Source organism: Mesorhizobium sp. M1A.F.Ca.IN.022.06.1.1 (assembly GCF_003952605.1).
Taxonomy (GTDB): Bacteria; Pseudomonadota; Alphaproteobacteria; order Rhizobiales; family Rhizobiaceae; genus Mesorhizobium.
The window spans coordinates 4,598,045-4,615,791 of the sequence record NZ_CP034455.1 but is presented as its reverse complement, the minus strand read 5'-3'; the positions used below and the strand labels follow the sequence as shown (position 1 = coordinate 4,615,791).

13 protein-coding genes and 1 pseudogene are annotated in these 17,747 nt (G+C 63.7%); 5 read left to right on the top strand and 9 right to left on the bottom strand.

The annotated features are described in order from the left end of the window. Positions 1 to 178: 178 nt before the first annotated feature. The 3 genes from rpoD to EJ078_RS21870 form a co-directional block, all read right to left on the bottom strand. Positions 179 to 2,209: an RNA polymerase sigma factor RpoD gene (gene rpoD, locus EJ078_RS21880; protein WP_066994612.1), complete on the bottom strand. Its 2,031-nt coding sequence runs from the start codon at positions 2,207 to 2,209 to the stop codon at positions 179 to 181. Positions 2,210 to 2,631: 422 nt separating this feature from the next. Then, positions 2,632 to 4,584: a DNA primase gene (dnaG, locus tag EJ078_RS21875; protein WP_095801608.1), complete on the bottom strand. Its 1,953-nt coding sequence runs from the start codon at positions 4,582 to 4,584 to the stop codon at positions 2,632 to 2,634. Positions 4,585 to 4,722: 138 nt separating this feature from the next. Further along, on the bottom strand, positions 4,723 to 5,076 hold the full coding sequence (locus EJ078_RS21870; RefSeq protein ID WP_127216047.1) for an RcnB family protein: 354 nt from the start codon (positions 5,074 to 5,076) through the stop codon (positions 4,723 to 4,725). A 362-nt stretch (positions 5,077 to 5,438) separates the two neighbouring features. On the opposite strand from EJ078_RS21870, the pseudogene EJ078_RS21865 reads away from it, so the two are divergent. Beyond that, positions 5,439 to 7,102: pseudogene (locus EJ078_RS21865) on the top strand (Na/Pi cotransporter family protein). Between the two features lie 256 nt (positions 7,103 to 7,358). Next, positions 7,359 to 8,540: an MFS transporter gene (locus EJ078_RS21860; protein ID WP_127404096.1), complete on the top strand. Its 1,182-nt coding sequence runs from the start codon at positions 7,359 to 7,361 to the stop codon at positions 8,538 to 8,540. A 25-nt stretch (positions 8,541 to 8,565) separates the two neighbouring features. Here the strand turns inward: EJ078_RS21860 and EJ078_RS21855 are convergent, their stop codons facing one another. After that, positions 8,566 to 9,942, bottom strand: a complete 1,377-nt coding sequence (locus tag EJ078_RS21855) for a PLP-dependent aminotransferase family protein (RefSeq protein WP_164750521.1) — start codon at positions 9,940 to 9,942, stop codon at positions 8,566 to 8,568. 105 nt (positions 9,943 to 10,047) lie between these two features. Here EJ078_RS21855 and EJ078_RS21850 point away from each other — a divergent pair, with 105 nt between their 5' ends. After that, positions 10,048 to 10,437 carry a DUF983 domain-containing protein gene (locus EJ078_RS21850; RefSeq protein ID WP_245322256.1) on the top strand — a complete coding sequence of 130 codons (390 nt, stop codon included), beginning with the start codon at positions 10,048 to 10,050 and terminating at the stop codon, positions 10,435 to 10,437. Positions 10,438 to 10,464: 27 nt separating this feature from the next. On the opposite strand, the gene EJ078_RS21845 is transcribed toward EJ078_RS21850, so the two are convergent. Both EJ078_RS21845 and EJ078_RS21840 read right to left on the bottom strand, forming a co-directional pair. Further along, the gene (locus EJ078_RS21845) at positions 10,465 to 11,022 is read right to left on the bottom strand and encodes a GNAT family N-acetyltransferase (protein ID WP_208720809.1); all 558 of its coding nucleotides are present in this window, start codon (positions 11,020 to 11,022) and stop codon (positions 10,465 to 10,467) included. Between the two features lie 51 nt (positions 11,023 to 11,073). Then, a complete protein-coding gene (locus EJ078_RS21840; protein WP_095801613.1) occupies positions 11,074 to 11,784 on the bottom strand; it encodes a DNA helicase in 711 nt (236 codons plus the stop codon). Positions 11,785 to 12,075: 291 nt separating this feature from the next. Here EJ078_RS21840 and EJ078_RS21835 point away from each other — a divergent pair, with 291 nt between their 5' ends. Then, complete coding sequence (locus tag EJ078_RS21835; RefSeq protein WP_127404097.1) at positions 12,076 to 13,065, top strand: hypothetical protein; 990 nt, start codon at positions 12,076 to 12,078, stop codon at positions 13,063 to 13,065. A gap of 9 nt (positions 13,066 to 13,074) precedes the next feature. On the opposite strand, the gene EJ078_RS21830 is transcribed toward EJ078_RS21835, so the two are convergent. Continuing rightward, positions 13,075 to 13,524: a GatB/YqeY domain-containing protein gene (locus EJ078_RS21830; RefSeq protein ID WP_095779703.1), complete on the bottom strand. Its 450-nt coding sequence runs from the start codon at positions 13,522 to 13,524 to the stop codon at positions 13,075 to 13,077. 269 nt (positions 13,525 to 13,793) lie between these two features. Here EJ078_RS21830 and carA point away from each other — a divergent pair, with 269 nt between their 5' ends. Beyond that, positions 13,794 to 14,996 carry a glutamine-hydrolyzing carbamoyl-phosphate synthase small subunit gene (gene carA / locus EJ078_RS21825; protein ID WP_127215856.1) on the top strand — a complete coding sequence of 401 codons (1,203 nt, stop codon included), beginning with the start codon at positions 13,794 to 13,796 and terminating at the stop codon, positions 14,994 to 14,996. A gap of 187 nt (positions 14,997 to 15,183) precedes the next feature. Here carA and EJ078_RS21820 read toward each other — a convergent pair whose 3' ends face one another. Further along, positions 15,184 to 16,452, bottom strand: a complete 1,269-nt coding sequence (locus EJ078_RS21820) for a TCR/Tet family MFS transporter (protein WP_127215857.1) — start codon at positions 16,450 to 16,452, stop codon at positions 15,184 to 15,186. A gap of 144 nt (positions 16,453 to 16,596) precedes the next feature. Then, on the bottom strand, positions 16,597 to 17,514 hold the full coding sequence (locus tag EJ078_RS21815) for a neutral zinc metallopeptidase (RefSeq protein ID WP_127215858.1): 918 nt from the start codon (positions 17,512 to 17,514) through the stop codon (positions 16,597 to 16,599). Positions 17,515 to 17,747 lie beyond the last annotated feature (233 nt).

Below are 17,747 nucleotides of genomic sequence, written 5' to 3'. Positions count from 1 at the left end.
GAGCGCAACGCCTGGCAGTTGCGGCCGGCGTCCGGGGCGGGCATCCGGCTTGTCGCCCACAAATGCATCCGACCCTGAAATTATCCTCCTGTTGAGCAAGCCCGGCAAGGCGGCATAACAAATAGGTGGAAATGAAAAAGGACGCCGAGGCGCCCGTTTTCGTATGTTGCGTTTCCGCTCAGCTGTCCAGGAAGCTTCTCAGCTTCCGCGAGCGGCTCGGGTGCTTGAGCTTGCGCAGCGCCTTGGCCTCGATCTGACGGATACGCTCGCGGGTGACCGAGAACTGCTGGCCGACCTCTTCCAGCGTGTGGTCGGTGTTCATGCCGATGCCGAAGCGCATGCGCAGAACACGCTCCTCGCGCGGGGTGAGCGAAGCCAGCACGCGCGTGGTTGTCTCGCGCAGATTGGCCTGGATCGCCGCGTCGATCGGCAGGATCGCCATCTTGTCCTCGATGAAGTCGCCGAGATGCGAATCCTCCTCGTCGCCGACCGGCGTTTCGAGCGAGATCGGCTCCTTGGCGATCTTCAGCACCTTGCGCACTTTTTCGAGCGGCATTGCGAGCTTCTCTGCCAGCTCTTCCGGCGTCGGCTCGCGGCCGATCTCATGCAGCATCTGGCGCGAGGTACGCACGATCTTGTTGATCGTCTCGATCATGTGCACCGGAATGCGGATGGTGCGCGCCTGATCGGCGATCGAGCGGGTGATCGCCTGCCGGATCCACCATGTCGCGTAGGTCGAGAACTTGTAGCCGCGGCGGTACTCGAATTTGTCGACCGCCTTCATCAGGCCGATATTGCCTTCTTGGATCAGGTCCAGGAACTGCAGGCCGCGATTGGTATACTTCTTGGCGATGGAGATGACGAGCCGAAGGTTCGCTTCCACCATTTCCTTCTTGGCGATCGCGGCCTCGCGCTCGCCCTTCTGCACCTGGTTGACGATCCTGCGGAATTCCAAGATCGAGATCGCCGTCTCGGTGGCGAGGTTCTGGATCTCGGCGCGCAGTTCCTTGATCGCGTCCTTCTCGTTCTTGGTGAACTCCTTCCAGCCGCGCGAGGTGAGATTCGCGATCGAGCGGGTCCAGTTCGGATCGAGCTCCGAGCCCTGATACTCCTTGAGGAACTCCTCGCGGCGCACGCCGTAGCTTTCGGCGAGCCGAAGCAGCTTGCCCTCGTTCTGCACCAGGCGCTTGTTGATGTCGTAGAGCTGCTCGACCAGCGCTTCGATGCGCGCGGTGTTGAGCGACAGCGACTTCACCGCCTTGATGAGTTGCTCCTTGAGCTCCTTCAGCCGGCGATCCTGGCTGGGCGAAAGCGTGCCGGCAGCCGCCAGCCGGTTCTCGACCTGCTGGTCCTGCAGCTTGCGAAGCTTCTTGTAAGTGTCGGCGATGACGTCGAGCGTCTCCATCACCTGCGGGCGCAGTTCCGCTTCCATCGCGGCCAGCGACAGGCTTGCCTCGTCCTCGTCGTCTTCCTCTTCTTCCAGCCCGCGCGTGTCGCCGCCAACATTGGTGATGTCGTCTTCTTCCTCGCGCGCCGCCGAGCGGCCGCGCGGCTTCTCTTCGGCCTTGGGCGCTTCCTCTACGCGTTCGACAACCGGCGCCTGCTTGGCCTCGGGGCCGGCATAAGTCGCCTCGAGGTCGATGATCTCGCGCAGCAGGATCTTCGATTCGTTGAGCTCGTCGCGCCAGATGATGATCGCCTGGAAGGTGAGCGGGCTCTCGCACAGGCCCGCAATCATCGTCTCGCGGCCGGCCTCGATGCGCTTGGCGATCGCGATTTCGCCCTCGCGCGACAGAAGCTCGACCGAGCCCATCTCGCGCAGATACATGCGCACCGGATCGTCGGTGCGGTCGGTCGGCTCTTTCTTGGTGGTCGTGGTGGCAACGGCGGTGCCGGTCTGCTCGGCAAGCTCGTTGGCGTCTTCCTCGGAGTCGGCGCCCGCGTCGCCGCCTTCCGCCTCCTCGCCCTGCTCGTCGTCCTCGACGACGTTGATGCCCATGTCGGACAGCATGGCCATCGTGTCCTCGATCTGCTCGGATGTCACTTCCTCCGAGGGCAGCACCGAGTTCAGTTCGTCCATGGTCACATAGCCGCGCTTCTTGGCGGCCTTGATCATCTTCTTGACAGCATCATCGGAAAGGTCGAGCAGCGGGCCATCGGTGGCGCCTTCACGTTCGGTCTCGACCTCTTCCTTTTCCTTTGTCGCCATTCTTTGTCGTCTCCAAGCGGCCGAATATCGAAGCCGCGTAAACTGCCGGACCGGTCAAACCGGATGCGCTCGCCCCAGAACGCTTCTTACCGGGCCAGTGACCGCATCATCTCTTTTGTTTGCTGCCTGTCGTTGCCCCAAAACCGGTTCCACTTTTGGGCGACATGCATTAAGTCCAGATTAACCCTGGTATCTGTGGCAGGCCTTTTGCCTGTCCAGTCGCCAGAACCTTACATCGCTCAAAATTTCCCACCGACGCCGGGCACGGTTAACGTTTCGAATCGTCCTGATTCCGCCAATCTGCCAGAAGGTCAAGCGCCTCTGGCATGATTCGCATGAAAAAAGCGAATCAATTGCCCGACTTAGAGGCGTCGAATCGACGCGCCTTGAGCATTTCCACTTCATTTCGGGCCGACCTGGGCCTAAGCACGCCCAGCCCTGCCCGACGAAACGCCGAACCCTTCGATCAGCGCTTCCGTTGCCTGTACATCGTTGAATTGCGCTTGAATCTCGACGAGATGCCGGAAGTTTTCGTCCGACGGGTCTGCATCGAGCGCCGCCTGCGCCTGTTTCAGCTCCCTATGTAAGGTGCGCGCGCTGCGCTGCAAGTGCAGCGCTTGGTTGAAGGCGTCCCGGGCATCGTCAAGTCCCGCGGTTTCGAGCGCCGGCCACTGCCGCGCCCGCTTGATCAGCGCCACCGCGCGTTCCCAGATGTCGCCGCATCCGGCGCGCTCGATGGTGGCGATGACTGCGTCGCGGTCGTCGGCCGCGTCATGCGCCATCGCGTCGAGGATGGCTGCATGCAGCCGCCTGAGATCCGAATTGGCAAGATCGAGGAATTCGACATGCGCGAAATTCTCGTCGATCAGCGGCGGATGGTTGACCAGCGCCACGATGATCGTCGCCTCGCGTACCGACATGGCCTCGCCCGTGCGCTTGACCAGCGCCGAGCGGCCGAGGCTTTCGGTGATGGCGGTGCGCGCGCCCGCAGCGCTCCGGCCAAACGCCCCGCCTGGCGCCGAACCTCTGCCGCGCTCGCCTGGCCGGCCGTCCTGGCGTCCCCCGTGTAGGCCTTGCCGCGCGCCGCGCTGCGAGCCGAAGAAGCTTAGGACGCGCTCGCGCATCTCCTGCTGATAGTGGTAGCGCAGGCTTTCGTCGCGGATGCGGCCGGTAAGCTCGCGCAGCGTCTTCTCGAGCTCCGCCCGCCGCTCCGGCGTATCGAACACGCCGCCGGCCGTCTCGCGCATCCACAGAAGATCGGCGAGCGGCCGCGCTTCCGAAAGCACCGCGCGGAACGCGTCCGGCCCATCCGCTTTGACCAGATCGTCGGGGTCCTTGCCTTCGGGCAGCAGCGCGAAGCGTGCCGAGCGCCCGGGCTGCACCGACGGCAGCGCGAGGTCGGCGGCGCGCCAGGCGGCCTTCAGCCCGGCCTGGTCGCCGTCGAAGCAAAGCACCGGCTCCGGCGCCATGCGCCACAAAAGCTCGAGCTGGTTTTCGGTGAGCGCCGTGCCGAGAGGCGCCACGGCATTCTCGAAGCCGGCCTGTGCCAGCGCGATCACATCCATATAGCCTTCGACGGCGATCACCGTGCCGCCCTTGGCCACCGCTTTGCGGGCGCGGGCGAAATTGTAGAGCACGTTGCCCTTGTGGAAGAGCTCGGTCTCCGGCGAGTTCATGTATTTCGCCAAAGCGTCCGGCGCCAGCGCCCGACCGCCGAAGGCGATGATCCTGCCGCGCGAATCCGGGATCGGGAACATGATGCGGTCGCGGAACCAGTCATAGGAGACCGGGATGTCGTCGCCATGCCGGACCAGTCCGCAGGCTTCGATATCGGCCTTCGGCACCCCCTTGGCGGCGAGGTATTCCTTGAGCGCGTTGCGGCTGTCCGGCGCATAGCCGAGCCGGAAGGACTGCTGCGTCGCCGGCGTCAGACCGCGGTCGCGCAGATAGGCGCGGGCCTTGGCGCCTTCCGGTCCCTGCAGGCGCTCCTGGAAGAAGACCGTCGCCATCTCCATGACGTCGGTCAGGCTGGCGCGTTCCTTCTCGCGCTTTTCTTCTTGGGCGTCGCGCACCGGCATCGGCACGCCGGCCATCTCTGCGATCCTTTCGACCGCTTCGGGAAAGCTCATGCCGTCGAGCTCGGTCAGGAACTTGAAATGATCACCCGAGACCGAACAGCCGAAACAGTGATAGCGCCCCTTCTTGTCCTCGCAGTGGAACGACGGGCTCTTTTCGCCGTGAAACGGGCAGCACGCCCAATAATCGCCGCGCGATGCGTTGGACTTCTTCCTATCCCAGGAAACGCGTTGACCGATCACCGAAGAAATCGGCACGCGGTCGCGTATCTCGTCGAGGAAGGCGGGTGGAAAGCGCATCGGGAAAGGCTCGTTTACCCTCCATATAATCAAGCCGCTTGGGCGCGACGACTCGATAAGCCCGATCGTACCCGCTTTTCACAGACAAAAAGAAGGCGGCCGCGCGGCCGCCTTCCCGTCTTTCGGACCATTCCCCGCTCAGTGCGCGGCGATCGCGCCGAAGATGATACCGGAGACGATGCTGACCAAAAGGTAGTCGTTGCCGACGCGAATCCACTCCTGGCCGGGGCCGGGACGGCGCAGCCCATAACGGTGCCAGTCGCGAACCGCCTGATGGCGCTTCCAGCTGGAATACTTCTGCCCATTGCGCCAATGGCTGCGCTTCACCACGACCTTCTTCTTCACGACGCGCTTCTCGACATGCCGGCCCGGCTTCTGCCAGTCGACCTGTGTGTAGGTCGATTGCGTCTCGCTCGGCTGAACGAGCGGCGCCGCCTGGCCCGAAAAGGCCAGCATCGCGGCGGTCACGGTGGAAAGTATGAGACGCTTCATGGTCAGTGCTCCTTGGTTGTCGATAGGCAAGGAGATATTCCGGCTGGCATGAACCGAAACTGAACACCTTGGTTACAATTCCGTAATGATTTCCGTTGGTTACGCAAGCAGGTTCACCAATTTACAGAAACCGGTTCAAGCCCAGGCTTCGCGTCGACGCGACATTTGCCGCCTGTCCGACCGCGATCTGCAACCAAAGCACCTTCTATCCATTTCCGACACATGCCGTCGTGTGCCGAATGTCGGCCGAATCGGGTAAAATTTATTATCCGGCTAATGTAAACTGCTTTAGTCTCGACCTTCGAAATGCTTGCGATTCGCACCTTTTTCCGCTTCCTGGCCGCCTCGTTGCGAGGCTCGGCATGAGCGGATCCGTTGTCCTTCTGCACCTTGCCGGCGCAGTGGCGCTGATGCTGTTCGCCACCCGCATGGTAAAAACCGGTGTCGAGCGCGCCTATGGCGATGTGCTGCGTCACAGGCTGCGCGCCACCATGCGCAAGCCGCTGATGGCGGTGCTGGCCGGCTGTGGCCTCGCGATCGCGCTGCAGAGTTCAACCGCCGTCACGCTGCTGGTCGGCTCCTTCGCCGGCGCCGGCATCGTGTCGGGCGCCGCCGGGCAGCTTGCCGTGCGCGGCGCCGAGATCGGCTCGGCCTTGGTCGCGAAGCTTCTTACCTTTGATCTGTCGCTCGTGGTGCCGTTGTGCCTGGTCGCAGGAACCATCATGTTCATGGCCACCGAGCGCCGCGATTGGCGTCAGACCGGCCGCATCCTTGTCGGCATCGGCCTTCTGATCCTTTCGCTGGAGATGATCGGCCAAGCTTCCGAGCCGTTGCGCGACAGCCAGCTCATGCCGGTCATCATCGACTACTTCTCCGGCGATGCGATCAGCTCCTACCTGCTGGCGGCACTGATCACCTGGCTGTTCCAGTCGAGCATCGCGGCGGTCCTGCTCATGGCCACGCTAGCCGGCCGGGGTTTGATCACTCCGGAGCTCGGCGTCGTCCTGATCCTGGGCGTCAATCTCGGTTCCTCGATCATCGCGCCGATGCTCACCCGCTCGGCAGCGGCGGAAGTCCGCATCGTGCCGATCGGCAATCTTCTGATGCGCGGGCTTGGCTCGCTCGTGATGCTGATCCTGTTCATGATTTTCAGGCCGCACTTCTCCTTCCTCGGCACGACGGCCTCCGGCCAGATCGTCAACGCCCACATCCTGTTCAACGTGATCATCCTGCTTGCCGGGCTGCCACTCGCCGGCCTCGTCTATCGCGCTTCGGAGAAGATCGTGGCGCTCGGTACTAAGCCCGAACCGGCGGCAGCGCTCGACGTGGTCGAATTGTCCGCGCTGAACGAGAGCGCGCTCGACACGCCAAGCCAGGCCTTGGCCAACGCCACGCGCGAGGTGGTCCGGGTCTGCGAGACGGTCGAGATCATGCTGAAGCGGATCATCGAGCTCTATGAGAGCGCCGACGCCGGCAAGATCAAGGCGCTGGCCGCGCTCGACGACCGGGTCGACCAGAAGCACGCCGCGATCAAGCTCTATCTGGCCAAGGTCACCAAGAACCCCTGAGCGAGGACGAGGCGCTGCGCTGCCAGGAACTGATCGGCGCCTGCGTTAAGCTGGAGCAGGTCGGCGACATCATCGTGCGCAACATGCTTGTGCATGTCAGGAAGAAGCTGGAGCGCGGGCTGGAATTCACGCCCGAGGGCTGGCGCGAGCTTTGCGCTTTCCATGCCTCGGTTCTGGCCAATGCGCGGCTTGCCTTCAACGTGCTGGTCTCGCGCGACCCGGAAACCGCCCGCCAGTTGGTGCTCGAGAAGGACCTGCTGCGCGAGCGCGAGAAAGAGACCAGCGCCAGCCACTTCGTGCGGCTGCGCGACGGGACCGCGAAAAGCGTCGAGACCAGTTCGATCCATCTCGACACCATCCGCGACCTCAAGCAGATCAATTCGCTGCTCGCCTCCATGGCCTACCCGGTGCTGGAGGAGCGCGGGCTGCTCGGCGGCTCGCGGCTGAAGGCGAGCTAGCATCGCTGAAGGCGAGCTAGCATCGACCGACCGGCCCGCACACAATTAGCCTTCGTTCAATCCTCGCATCCGTCGGCTAGGTGACGGTGAGATTGATGACGGCTCCGACTGAGCGCCCGTACGGCACGAAGAGGGCCAGTCGAGACCACTGCCCAATCCGGTCAAGAAAGCCTAAAGCGGCATCGACAATTTCTGCATTGCCCGTAGCGTCCATCCATGGTTTGAGGCCAGCTCATTCGGGATCGCTGTCCGCGCCATGCTGCCCCTCATTGCCCTGTTCATTGCCGCCTTCGCTTTCGGCACGACTGAATTCGTCATCGCCGGCGTGCTGCCGGAGGTAGCGCAGGGTCTGGGTGTTTCCGTGCCCACCGCCGGCTATCTCGTCTCCGGCTATGCCTGCGGCATCGCCGTTGGTGGTCCGCTCCTGGCGCTCGCAACCAGCACGGTCTCGCGAAAGTCGCTGCTCATCGCCCTGACCATTGCCTTCACTCTTGGCCAGGCCGCTTGCGCGCTGGCGCCCGATTTCACCTCGATGCTTCTCCTGCGCATTGCCACTGCAGTGGCGCATGGCTGCTATTTCGGCGTCGCCATGGTGGTCGCGGTCGGCCTGGTGCGTGAGGACCAGCGCGGCCGGGCGGTCGCGGTCATCCTCTCTGGATTGACCGTCTCCAACGTTATCGGCGTTCCGGCCGGCACCGCGATCGGCGGTCTCTGGGGCTGGCGGGCGACCTTCTCGGTGATGTGCGCGCTGGGCGTCATCGCGATCGTTGCCATGCTTGCGCTGCTGCCCCGCACGGCAGGCGCCGCCAACCGGCCCGCCGGCCTCGCGCGCGAGGTGCGCGTCTTGGGGCGCCAGCAGGTCTGGACCTCGCTCATCCTGATGCTGATGTTGATGATCGGCCAGTTCGGCCTCTTCACCTACATCACGCCGACGCTGCTCGAAGTCACCGGCCTCCACGAAAGCCTGATCCCGTTTGTGCTGCTGCTCAACGGCGTCGGCGCGACGATCGGCGTTCTCTTGGGCGGCAAGCTTGCCGACTGGAAGCTGATGCCGTCGCTGATCGCCATGCTTTTCCTGCAGGCGGTTATGCTTGGCGTCATCTATGCGGTCAGTCCCTACCCGGTGCCGATGATCGTCGCGATCGTCATATGGGGCGGCCTCAACTTCGCCATCGGCGCGCCGATCCAGACCCGGATCCTGGCCTGGACGGCAGACGCCTCGAACCTTGCCTCGTCGCTGATTCCCTCGGGCTTCAATGTCGGCATCGCGCTCGCCGCCTCGCTGGGCGCTGCGATGCTCAATGCCGGTCTTGGCTATCGCAGCCTGCCGGTCGCCGGCGCGTTTGCCATGCTGGTGGCCCTGGCGGTCGCGCTTGCCTCGCAGGCTTGGGAATGGCGCAGCCGGGCGACGCCGCCGTTGCCGGCTGCGGCGGAATAGAGCCTTGGCGTGCCGCTCTGCCGCCTCAGACCTGAGGACGCAAGGAGCCAGAGCCGCCCGACAGGATCGACTTCAAACCGTGAAGCCCCTCCTCCAGCCTTTCGTGGCTGGATGCGGCACCCAACGCCAGCCGCAAGCCATCAGCGGCACTGGGCACGACGGAGAACTCTTCCGCCGGGCTGAGGGCCAATCCGCGACGGCGTGCGATCTCGGCGATATCCGATGAACGCAATCGCGCATCCAGCGGATACCAAAGATGCAGGCTTGATTCCGTCGAGGCGAAACCGGCCGGCAGGATCTTGCGCGCGATCGTCTGCCTGGCCTCTGCTTCGGCACGCACCGCGGCGGTGATCTCGCCGGCCAGGCCGCTTCGCACCCACTCGCAGGCGAGCCCCGTCATCAGCGGCGGCGCCATCATGGTGGTGCCCCGGATTGTCGCCGCGATCCGCTCGACGGATTTCGCGTCGGGCGCCGCCAGGAACGCCGTGCGCAGAAATGGCGAGATGCATTTCGCCAATGTAGCCAGGTGGAATGTCCGGTCCGGCGCCAGGCTGAGGAAGGCTGGCGGTGAAGCGGTCTGCAGGGGACTGTAGGGATCGTCCTCGACGATCACCAGGCCAAGCCTGCCCGCCATCCGAGCCAGATCCCGGCGCCGGCCCTCCGGCATGGTGAGCGTGGTCGGATTGTGAAGTGTCGGGTTGAGATAGAGGACGCGGGCGCCATATCGTCGCGCCGCTTCCTCCAGATGGTCGGGGCGCATGCCGTCATCGTCGCGTCCCGCCCCAGCCAGCTTTCGCCCCGTGGCCTGCGCCAGCGCGATCAGGCCGGGATAGGTCAGCGTATCGGTGAGGATCGTATCGCCCTCACGGGTTTGCGACAGAAGGACGGCGGCGAGCAGCGCCTGCGCCCCCGAACCAAGAGCCACGCGCTCGACAGGCAACCTGCCGCCGGCTGCGGCAAGCCAATACGAGCCGGCGGCGCGTTCCGCGGGAGAACCCGGGCCGGGATGGTAGGAAAGCAGTGCTTCGGCGCTGAAACGTTTGAGCAGTCCCTCGATGCCGCTCCGGATCAATGCCGGCAGGCTCAGGCCCGAAGGCGCCGGCGGAATGTTCATGCTCAGATCGAGGATCGGCTCTTCCGGCTCGCCGGGCGTGATGAAGGTGCCGCGACCGGCCGTTGCATCGATCAGGTTCCTGCGGCGGGCTTCGGTGAACGCCCGGGTGACCGTGGTCAGATCCACGCCAAGGAAGCGGGCAAGCTCTCGCTGCGGCGGCAGCCTGTCCCCCGGTTGCAGCCGCCCGATCGAGCGGGCAGTCGCAAGCGCCTCGACGATCTTGAGATAGAGCGGCTGTGAGTCTTCCGCCAAGGGAGAAAGCCAGCTGAGGTCCCCTTCACTGTTCATGCCACCGGTATCCATACATTTTGTCGCATTGTATGCATACAATAATCATATTAGTATGTATGCGTGACCTCAAGCCCGATCGAATGCATGCGAGGTCCTGGAGTGATGACCATGCACGACGCGCACTATCCCCACCTCGAGCCCTGGCGGGTCGGCATCCGCGGGCGATGCCCGCGTTGCGGAGAGGGCCGGCTGTTCGACGGATTTCTGAAGCTGGCGCCGAAATGCGAAGTCTGCGGGCTCGACTATTCTTTTGCCGATCCGGCCGACGGACCCGCCTTCTTCGTCATCTGCTTTGCCTGCGTGCCCTCCGTCCTGTTCGCCGTCTGGGCGCAGGTGACGTTCGAGCCATCCATGTGGTTCCACGCCTTCGTTTCGGTGCCGATCATCCTTGCGACCTGCATTCCGCCGCTCAGGCCGCTGAAAGGCTGGCTTGTCGCGAGCCAGTTCTACTACAAGGCCGCAGAAGGAAGACTGGCCAGGCCCGGCGAATAAGGTTCTCAAGTTCGCTTGCCTTGAGACCTAAAGGTCGATCCGGTACTTGAGGCTCTCCGCGCCACCATAGGCGGCGACTTTGGCGAACCGCCCGACGAGAATGCCGCCATTGGCGAGCACCACCTTCTGGGATGCAAGATTGTCGAGATCGGTGGTGATCTCGACATAGTCGAGACCGACCGCCCTTGCCTCGTGAAGCATCAGCCGCAGCGCTTCGGTGGCATAGCCGCGCCCCTTCTTCCATGGCATCACGGCATAGCCAATGTGGCCGAGCACGTGCGGCGGCAGCGCCGACGTGCCCTTCTGCCAGCGAAGCCCGATCGAGCCGGCGGCCTCGCCGTCCCAGATCCAGCGCCGGAAGCCCGGCAGGCGCGGCACTGTCGTGCCGTCCGGCAGCGCGATCAGCGACCCTTTCGCCTCGGGGTCGTCCAGGTCGGCGAGAAATGCCACCGGATCTTCTTCAATGGCCTCAAGCTGCTCGCGCGTAGCCTCCAGCAGCCGCACATTGTCCGGCGACCAGCCGCGCTCCAGCGCCGCCTTGTAGGATGGCAGATGCTCGAGCGCCGGTTTGACGATTTCGACCATGAAGCCGTGTCCTTTGCGAGATCGGAGGCATAGCCCCGGTCAGGATCGCCCTCAAGCTGACTGAAAGCGGATTTCGCCCTTGTTGAGGAAGCACATCTTGTCGAAGAGCGATAAATCGAGTGGGTTCGGCAGCCGGACATCGTCAAGGTCCGGAAACGGCTTCCTGGACGCATCGTATGACCGGTCGACCTGGGAGATGAAGACCAGCACCAGCCCGCGTTCCCGGGCAAACGATCTCAAGGCGCGTATCTGGACCATGAGCTCGGGATCCTCGCGCTTCTGGTCGAGCAGTTGCAGATAGTCGATCACCGCCAGCGTGCCGCGCGGCGCCGACCCCAACTCCTCGATGATGTAGGTGGCGCTGATGGCGTCGGAATTGTCGAACTCGAACAGATGGTCGAAAACGGCAGGGTCGACGCCGATGTCGCGGAACCGGTCGAGGATGTCGGCATGCATGCATTCCAGGGTGAAGAATACGGCGCGACTGCCCTGCTTCATGGCCGCCACGGCGAGTTCGAGGCTCATCAGCGTCTTGCCCTGACCCGGCCGGGCCGCCACGAGGACCATGTCGCCGGGTATCAGTTGCGCCAGCAGCCTCCCGGCGGGTGCGGCCTCGGCGGCTTTCGCCGCAAGCAGGCTCCAGCTGCCAAAGCCTTCCTTGAAGGCCATGCGGTCAAGCGCCTCATGAAGGGGAACATTTTCCTTGCGCGACAGCAACCTCGCCTGGCGCTTCAGATGATAGACGGGTGCGGAAAGCCGCATCGAAAAACCTCCTATTGCGAGCAGTCTTCGCAATCCCTCCTTATGCCGATGCTCGAACAGTCGGTTTAGCGATCGAATGCCCTGCATGAACGATGCTTTCCCAACGGAGGGAGGAGGCGTGGGCGCGCCGGAATCAGATAGTAGCCAACTTCTTGCCCGTCGAAAATCGCAGATGCGCCAGCTTCGGCAGAGCGCACTAGACAAGAAGTGTTTCGCCCATCGGCGCTATGCTCTTATGATTGGCGCAGGTGATTCACCACAAGCGATACCAGTTCGAGGGGGATTAATCCGGTGCGGTTGATATCTGTTCCGCTTGGTGCCGCCGTCCTCTTCGTCCTCGCCGCTCTGACGGCATCGGTCGGCTCGTTCGCGGCGTTGCGCCCATCGAACATTCCGGACTGGCTGCAGCGTCATGTCGGCGACAACGAAGGTCAGATCTCGCAGGTCGTGCTGGAGCGGGCGCGCGCCCTCTACCAGAAGAAGGTCAGAGAAGGTTCGGTCAGCAATCCCTGCTACTTCGCCATGGATGCGACGCGGCCCGGCGACCTGGGCAACAGTGTGCTTGGCCAACGCTACTATATCATCTGCGAGGCCAAGCAGCTCTTTCGAGCGGTTTCTTCGGGCCATGGCGGCGGCCGCAATCTCAAAGGCGTTGCCGATTTCTCCAATGGCAGGCGTTGCGCGAAAAACTTCGGCAACGCGATGGATTCGGAGCTGACGGCAGGCGGAGCCTACATGACCGCCGAGACCAAGACGTCCTTCAAGGGCTATTATCGCGTCGGTGCGCAGAACGCGGCGTTCATGCGTACCTTCATCCAGTTCGATGGCGAAGGCGAAGCGGCGAACGCCAGGCAGCGCGTGATCGGCGGCCATCCGGCAGCCTTGCTCAGGGGCATGTGCCTGCGCAAAGATCCGAACAGCTCCTACGCCGACCATGACGGCTTCGTCCCGTTCGGCAAGCTGGTGAATTATGCCGGCGGCCGCAGCAATGGCTGCACCAGCTGGTCGCCGGCCGATGCCGAGCAGATCATCCCGTTGGTGAAGAACAACCCGACCACGCTCTACATCTATCCTGAATCGCGCGACATCGCCGCTGTGGCGCGCGCAAAGGCCGCCGGCCAAGCGCTGTCGGCTGCGGGCGTCTATTGGAACGCATCCTGCCTGAAGGAAATCGGCTCTCCGAAGTTCTGGCCGAAGAAGACCCTCGAGCCGATCATCGCGCAGTACAAGAAAGACCATCCGGCGCCGCCGCCGCAGCCGGTGCCGATCTGCAAGAACTGAGCCGGTCTTCTACTGGAGCAGCCCCTTGATGATGGCGCTCGCCTTGGCGAAATCCATCTGGCCGGCATATTTCTGCTTCAGCGCGCCGATCACCTTGCCCATGTCCTTCTGGCTGGCGGCACCCGTCGCCGCGATCGCCTCGCGCGCCGCCGCCGTGATCGCCACATCGTCGAGCTGTGCCGGCAGGAACTCGCGGATGATCTCCATCTCGCCGCGCTCCTGCGCCGCCAGTTCCGGCCGCTTGCCGTCCTCGAAGGCTTTGGCCGATTCCTCGCGCTGCTTCACCATCTTGGAAAGGATCTGCAGGATCTCTTCCTCGCTCGCCGCCGGCTTGCCCGCGCCGCGATTGGCGATGTCGCGGTCGTGGATGGCGGCCTGGATCAGCCTGAGCGTCGGCAGCCGATGCTTGTCCTGCGCCTTCATCGCGCTCTTCATGGATTCGGCGATTTTCTCGCGCATGATGCTTCTCCTTCGATCGCGGCGGACAATAGCTTCGCCGGACGCTCAAGGCAAATCCAGGCAAACCGTTGATTTTGCTCGGCGAAATAAATCCATTCCGCTCGGAGGAAGCGTCATTGACCGCTTTGCCGCCATCCCCTATGTACTGAGCCTCGCATGAACTGAAACTTTGGTTGCGCGCAGGCTCGCGAATTCGCCGCCGCGCGTCGTTTGCTGCGCGGGTCGTCCCTCCAACGGGATGATCCGGAACAGCCTCTAGGAGTGCCGCCATGGCCACGACCGCCCCCTGGGCCACCGAAAAGCCGACCGCCCTTCTCGTGCTCGCCGACGGCACGGTGATCGAAGGCCGCGGCCTCGGCGCCACCGGATCGGCGGTCGCCGAAGTCTGCTTCAACACCGCCCTGACCGGCTACGAAGAGATCCTTACCGACCCCTCCTATGCCGGCCAGATCGTCACCTTCACCTTCCCGCATATCGGCAATGTCGGCACCAACAGCGAGGATATCGAGGATTTGCATCCAGCTGCCCGCGCGGGTGCCGTCGGCGCGATCTTCAAGGCCAATGTCACCGACCCCTCCAACTACCGGGCGGCCGGGCATCTCGACCAATGGTTGAAGAGGCGCGGCATCATCGCGCTCTCGGGGATCGACACTCGCGCTCTCACCGTGCTGATCCGCGAGAAAGGCATGCCCAACGCCGTGATCGCCCATGCACCGGATGGCGTTTTCGACCTCGACGACCTGAAGCGGCGCGCCGCCGCCTGGTCGGGCCTTATCGGGCTGGACCTCGCCAAGGAGGTCACCTCGGGCCAATCCTCGGTCTGGCGCGAGACGCCCTGGGCCTGGAACAAAGGCTTCGGCGAGCAGGACGAGTCGTCGCTGCATGTCGTGGCCATCGATTATGGCGTCAAGCGAAACATACTGCGCCTGCTTGCGGGCCTCGGCGCCAAGGTCACCGTCGTGCCGGCAAAAACCGGCGCGGAAGAGATCCTGGCCATGCAGCCGGACGGCATCTTCCTGTCCAACGGTCCCGGCGACCCGGAAGCGACGGGCAAATATGCCGTGCCGGTCATCCAGGACCTGCTGAAAAGCGATCTCCCGGTGTTCGGCATCTGCCTCGGCCACCAGATGCTGGCGCTGGCGCTCGGCGGCAAGACCGAGAAGATGCATCAGGGCCATCACGGCGCCAACCATCCGGTGAAGGACCACACAACCGGCAAGGTCGAGATCGTCTCGATGAACCATGGCTTCGCCGTCGACGCCGACTCGCTGCCCGAAGGCGTCGAGGAAACCCACGTCTCGCTGTTCGACGGCTCGAATTGCGGCATCGCGCTGACCGGCCGGCCGGTGTTCTCGGTCCAGCACCATCCCGAGGCCTCGCCTGGGCCGCAGGATTCGCACTATCTCTTCCGCCGCTTCGTCAATCTCATTCGCGAGCGGCGCGGCGCGCCGGCCCTGGCCGAGCGCGCCTAGCTCAAGCGCAACCCACTCCAAGGCGTATTGAGATTCGGGCCAGGCCGGGCCGGAGTCGAAGACGGGCGCGAAGCGACCAAACTGGCCGGGTTCAGAGAACCGGAGCGGATCGTATTTTTGGTCGTGCGCACTGGAAGCGCAGGAAACAGTCATTTACAGGCCAGCACCACCTGAATATCAACACGCCTTAAGCCGCGTCGGTCACCGCTTCCTGCGCCTGCATGCGCTCGACCTCCTTCGGTGTCGGCTTGGCGACCTTCGTCACGAAGACGATCACCGCCAATGTGAGGAAAACCGCGCCGAGCACATAGGGCGCGCCGCCGAACTCAATCGGCGCGCTCGGGCCGGTGAACCAGGAAAAGATCGCCGTATAAAGCAGCGGCGTGATGATCGAGGTGATCGAGAAGATCGAGGTCATCGCGCCCTGCAATTCGCCTTGCGCCGAAGGCGGCACCTTGGCCGCCGCAAGGCTCCTCAATGGCGGGTCGGCGAGTGCTTCCAGGCAGCCGGCGACGATCACCGCGTAGATCATCCAGCCCTGCGTCGCAAACGCGTAGCCAAAGGCGCTGAGCGCGGTGAAGGTCAGGCCGATCGCGGCGGTCCTCCACTCGCCGAGCTTCGGGATGACGCGCGGCAGCACCGTCGCCATGACGATCGCGCCGCAAAGGCCGAAGGCGCCGAGCGAGAAGCCGATCTGCTGCTCATTCCAGCCATAACGGTAGCTTGAAACGAAAGACCAGACCGCCGGATACATCATGTGGCCGAGCGTCATCAGGAAAAAGACCAGTCCGATCCAGCCAATGCCGGGATAGTTGCGCATCTGGATCAGCGTGCCGACCGGATTGGCGCGTTTCCATTCGAAGCGGCGACGATGCTGCTCGTCCAGCGTCTCCGGCAGCAAGAACATCGCGATGAGGAAGTTCACGAAGGCGAGCCCGGCGGCGAAGTAGAACGGCACGCGCGGCCCGAACGTGCCGAGCAGTCCGCCGAGCACCGGGCCGATGACGAAGCCGACGCCGAAGGCAATGCCGAGCAGGCCGAAATTCTTGGCCCTGTTCTCGTCGTTCGAGATGTCGGCGATGAAGGCCGACGTCGTCGAATAGCTGGCGCCGGAAATGCCGGCGAGCACGCGTCCGATGAACAGCATCGGATAGGACCAGGCGATGGCGCAGATCAGATTGTCGATGGAGAAGGTGAGCACCGAGGCAAGCAGGATCGGCCGCCGCCCGAAACGGTCGCTCAAGCCGCCGATGACAGGCGCGAAGAAGAATTGCATCGCCGCATAGACGAAGAACAGCCAGCCGCCCTCGATAGCCGCCTCGCTGACGCCGACGCCGGTCAGTTCCTGCAGATAGGCCGGCAGCACCGGCATGATGATGCCGAAGCCGATGACGTCGAGCAGCAGCGTCGTGAAAACGAGCGCAAGGCCCCGCTTGGCGGTCTTGGGGTCGATCATGGTGACAAGCTCCTCGGCCGCCTTGGGCGGGAGGCTCTTATAGGCGAGCCAGCCGGCCGGAACAATAAGCGAACGACCGCAACTGCCTCATCCTGACATCAGTTCCCGGCAGCCCGCCGCGGTGCCGCAGCCCTGCGTCGCCGCTCAGACCGGATTGTTGAATGTATCGCAGTCCGAAAGCTTGCCGCTCTTGTAGCCGCGCGCCAGCCAGGTCTGCCGCTGCGCCGACGTGCCGTGGTTGAAGCTTTCCGGAACCACATAGCCCTGCATTTTTTTCTGCAGCGTGTCGTCGCCGATCTGCTTGGCGGCATTCAGCGCGCTTTCCATGTCGCCCTGCTCCAGAATGCCCTTCTGCGCGGTATAGTGCGCCCAGACACCGGCGAAGCAGTCTGCCTGAAGCTCGACCCGGACCGACATCTGATTGGCCTCGGCCTCGCCCATGCCCTGCCGCATCTGGTTGAATTTCGACATGATGCCGGTGAGGTTCTGCACGTGATGGCCGACCTCATGCGCGATCACGTAGGCGCGGGCGAATTCACCCGAGGCGCCGAACTGCTGGTCGAGCTGCTGGAAGAAGGTCATGTCGAGATAGACCTTGTGATCGCCCGGGCAATAGAACGGTCCCGCCGCCGAAGAGGCAAAGCCGCAAGCCGACCGGATCTGGCTGCTGAACAGCACCAGTTTCGGGTCCTCGTAGGTGAGGCCATTGGCCTTGAAGATACCGCTCCATGTGTCCTCGGTCTCGGCGAGCACGGTCGCCACGAACTGTTTCATCTCGTCCGAGGCGGGCGCGCCGCTGTCCGGCGAACTGCTGTCTTCGGTAATCTGGCCGCCGCCGCCCGGCACAAGGCCACCACCTTCACCCAGGATCTGCGATGGATCGAAGCCGAAATACCATCCGGCGAGAACCACCAGAATGACCAAGATGATGCTGCCGCCGCCGCCCGCTCGCCCCCCGATCGGAACGCGGAACTGCCGCGGACCGCCACCGCCGAACCCGCCGCCGCTGTCGCTGCGCTCGTCCTCGATATTGTCGCTCTGACGGCGGCCTCTCCAAAGCATGGCAACTTCCTCGCAATGCAGATGTTCTGGAAGGTCCGGCCGAAGACCGCCCCCTTCAGACAATTATCGCAACGGTCACGCCGAGTCACAGCATTTTTGCTGACCAAAAGACCGCGCGTCCGGCTCCAGATGGGAGGAGAATTCAGAGCTTTTGTTTCGACCGGTTTCGGCCTCGGTCTTTGCGCTCGTCACGAGCCGCCGCCTGTCTCAACCCGTTGGCCGCTTGCTAGCCC

Excerpts from the sequence above, each read along its gene's own strand:
- EJ078_RS21850 (WP_245322256.1), top strand. The coding sequence starts at position 10,048 with ATGACCATGCACGACGCGCACTATCCCCACCTCGAGCCCTGGCGGGTC.
- EJ078_RS21830 (WP_095779703.1), bottom strand. The coding sequence starts at position 13,524 with ATGCGCGAGAAAATCGCCGAATCCATGAAGAGCGCGATGAAGGCGCAG.
- dnaG (WP_095801608.1), bottom strand. The coding sequence starts at position 4,584 with ATGCGCTTTCCACCCGCCTTCCTCGACGAGATACGCGACCGCGTGCCG.
- EJ078_RS21815 (WP_127215858.1), bottom strand. The coding sequence starts at position 17,514 with ATGCTTTGGAGAGGCCGCCGTCAGAGCGACAATATCGAGGACGAGCGC.
- EJ078_RS21845 (WP_208720809.1), bottom strand. The coding sequence starts at position 11,022 with ATGGTCGAAATCGTCAAACCGGCGCTCGAGCATCTGCCATCCTACAAG.
- EJ078_RS21840 (WP_095801613.1), bottom strand. The coding sequence starts at position 11,784 with ATGCGGCTTTCCGCACCCGTCTATCATCTGAAGCGCCAGGCGAGGTTG.
- rpoD (WP_066994612.1), bottom strand. The coding sequence starts at position 2,209 with ATGGCGACAAAGGAAAAGGAAGAGGTCGAGACCGAACGTGAAGGCGCC.
- EJ078_RS21870 (WP_127216047.1), bottom strand. The coding sequence starts at position 5,076 with ATGAAGCGTCTCATACTTTCCACCGTGACCGCCGCGATGCTGGCCTTT.
- carA (WP_127215856.1), top strand. The coding sequence starts at position 13,794 with ATGGCCACGACCGCCCCCTGGGCCACCGAAAAGCCGACCGCCCTTCTC.
- EJ078_RS21820 (WP_127215857.1), bottom strand. The coding sequence starts at position 16,452 with ATGATCGACCCCAAGACCGCCAAGCGGGGCCTTGCGCTCGTTTTCACG.
- EJ078_RS21860 (WP_127404096.1), top strand. The coding sequence starts at position 7,359 with ATGCTGCCCCTCATTGCCCTGTTCATTGCCGCCTTCGCTTTCGGCACG.
- EJ078_RS21855 (WP_164750521.1), bottom strand. The coding sequence starts at position 9,942 with ATGAACAGTGAAGGGGACCTCAGCTGGCTTTCTCCCTTGGCGGAAGAC.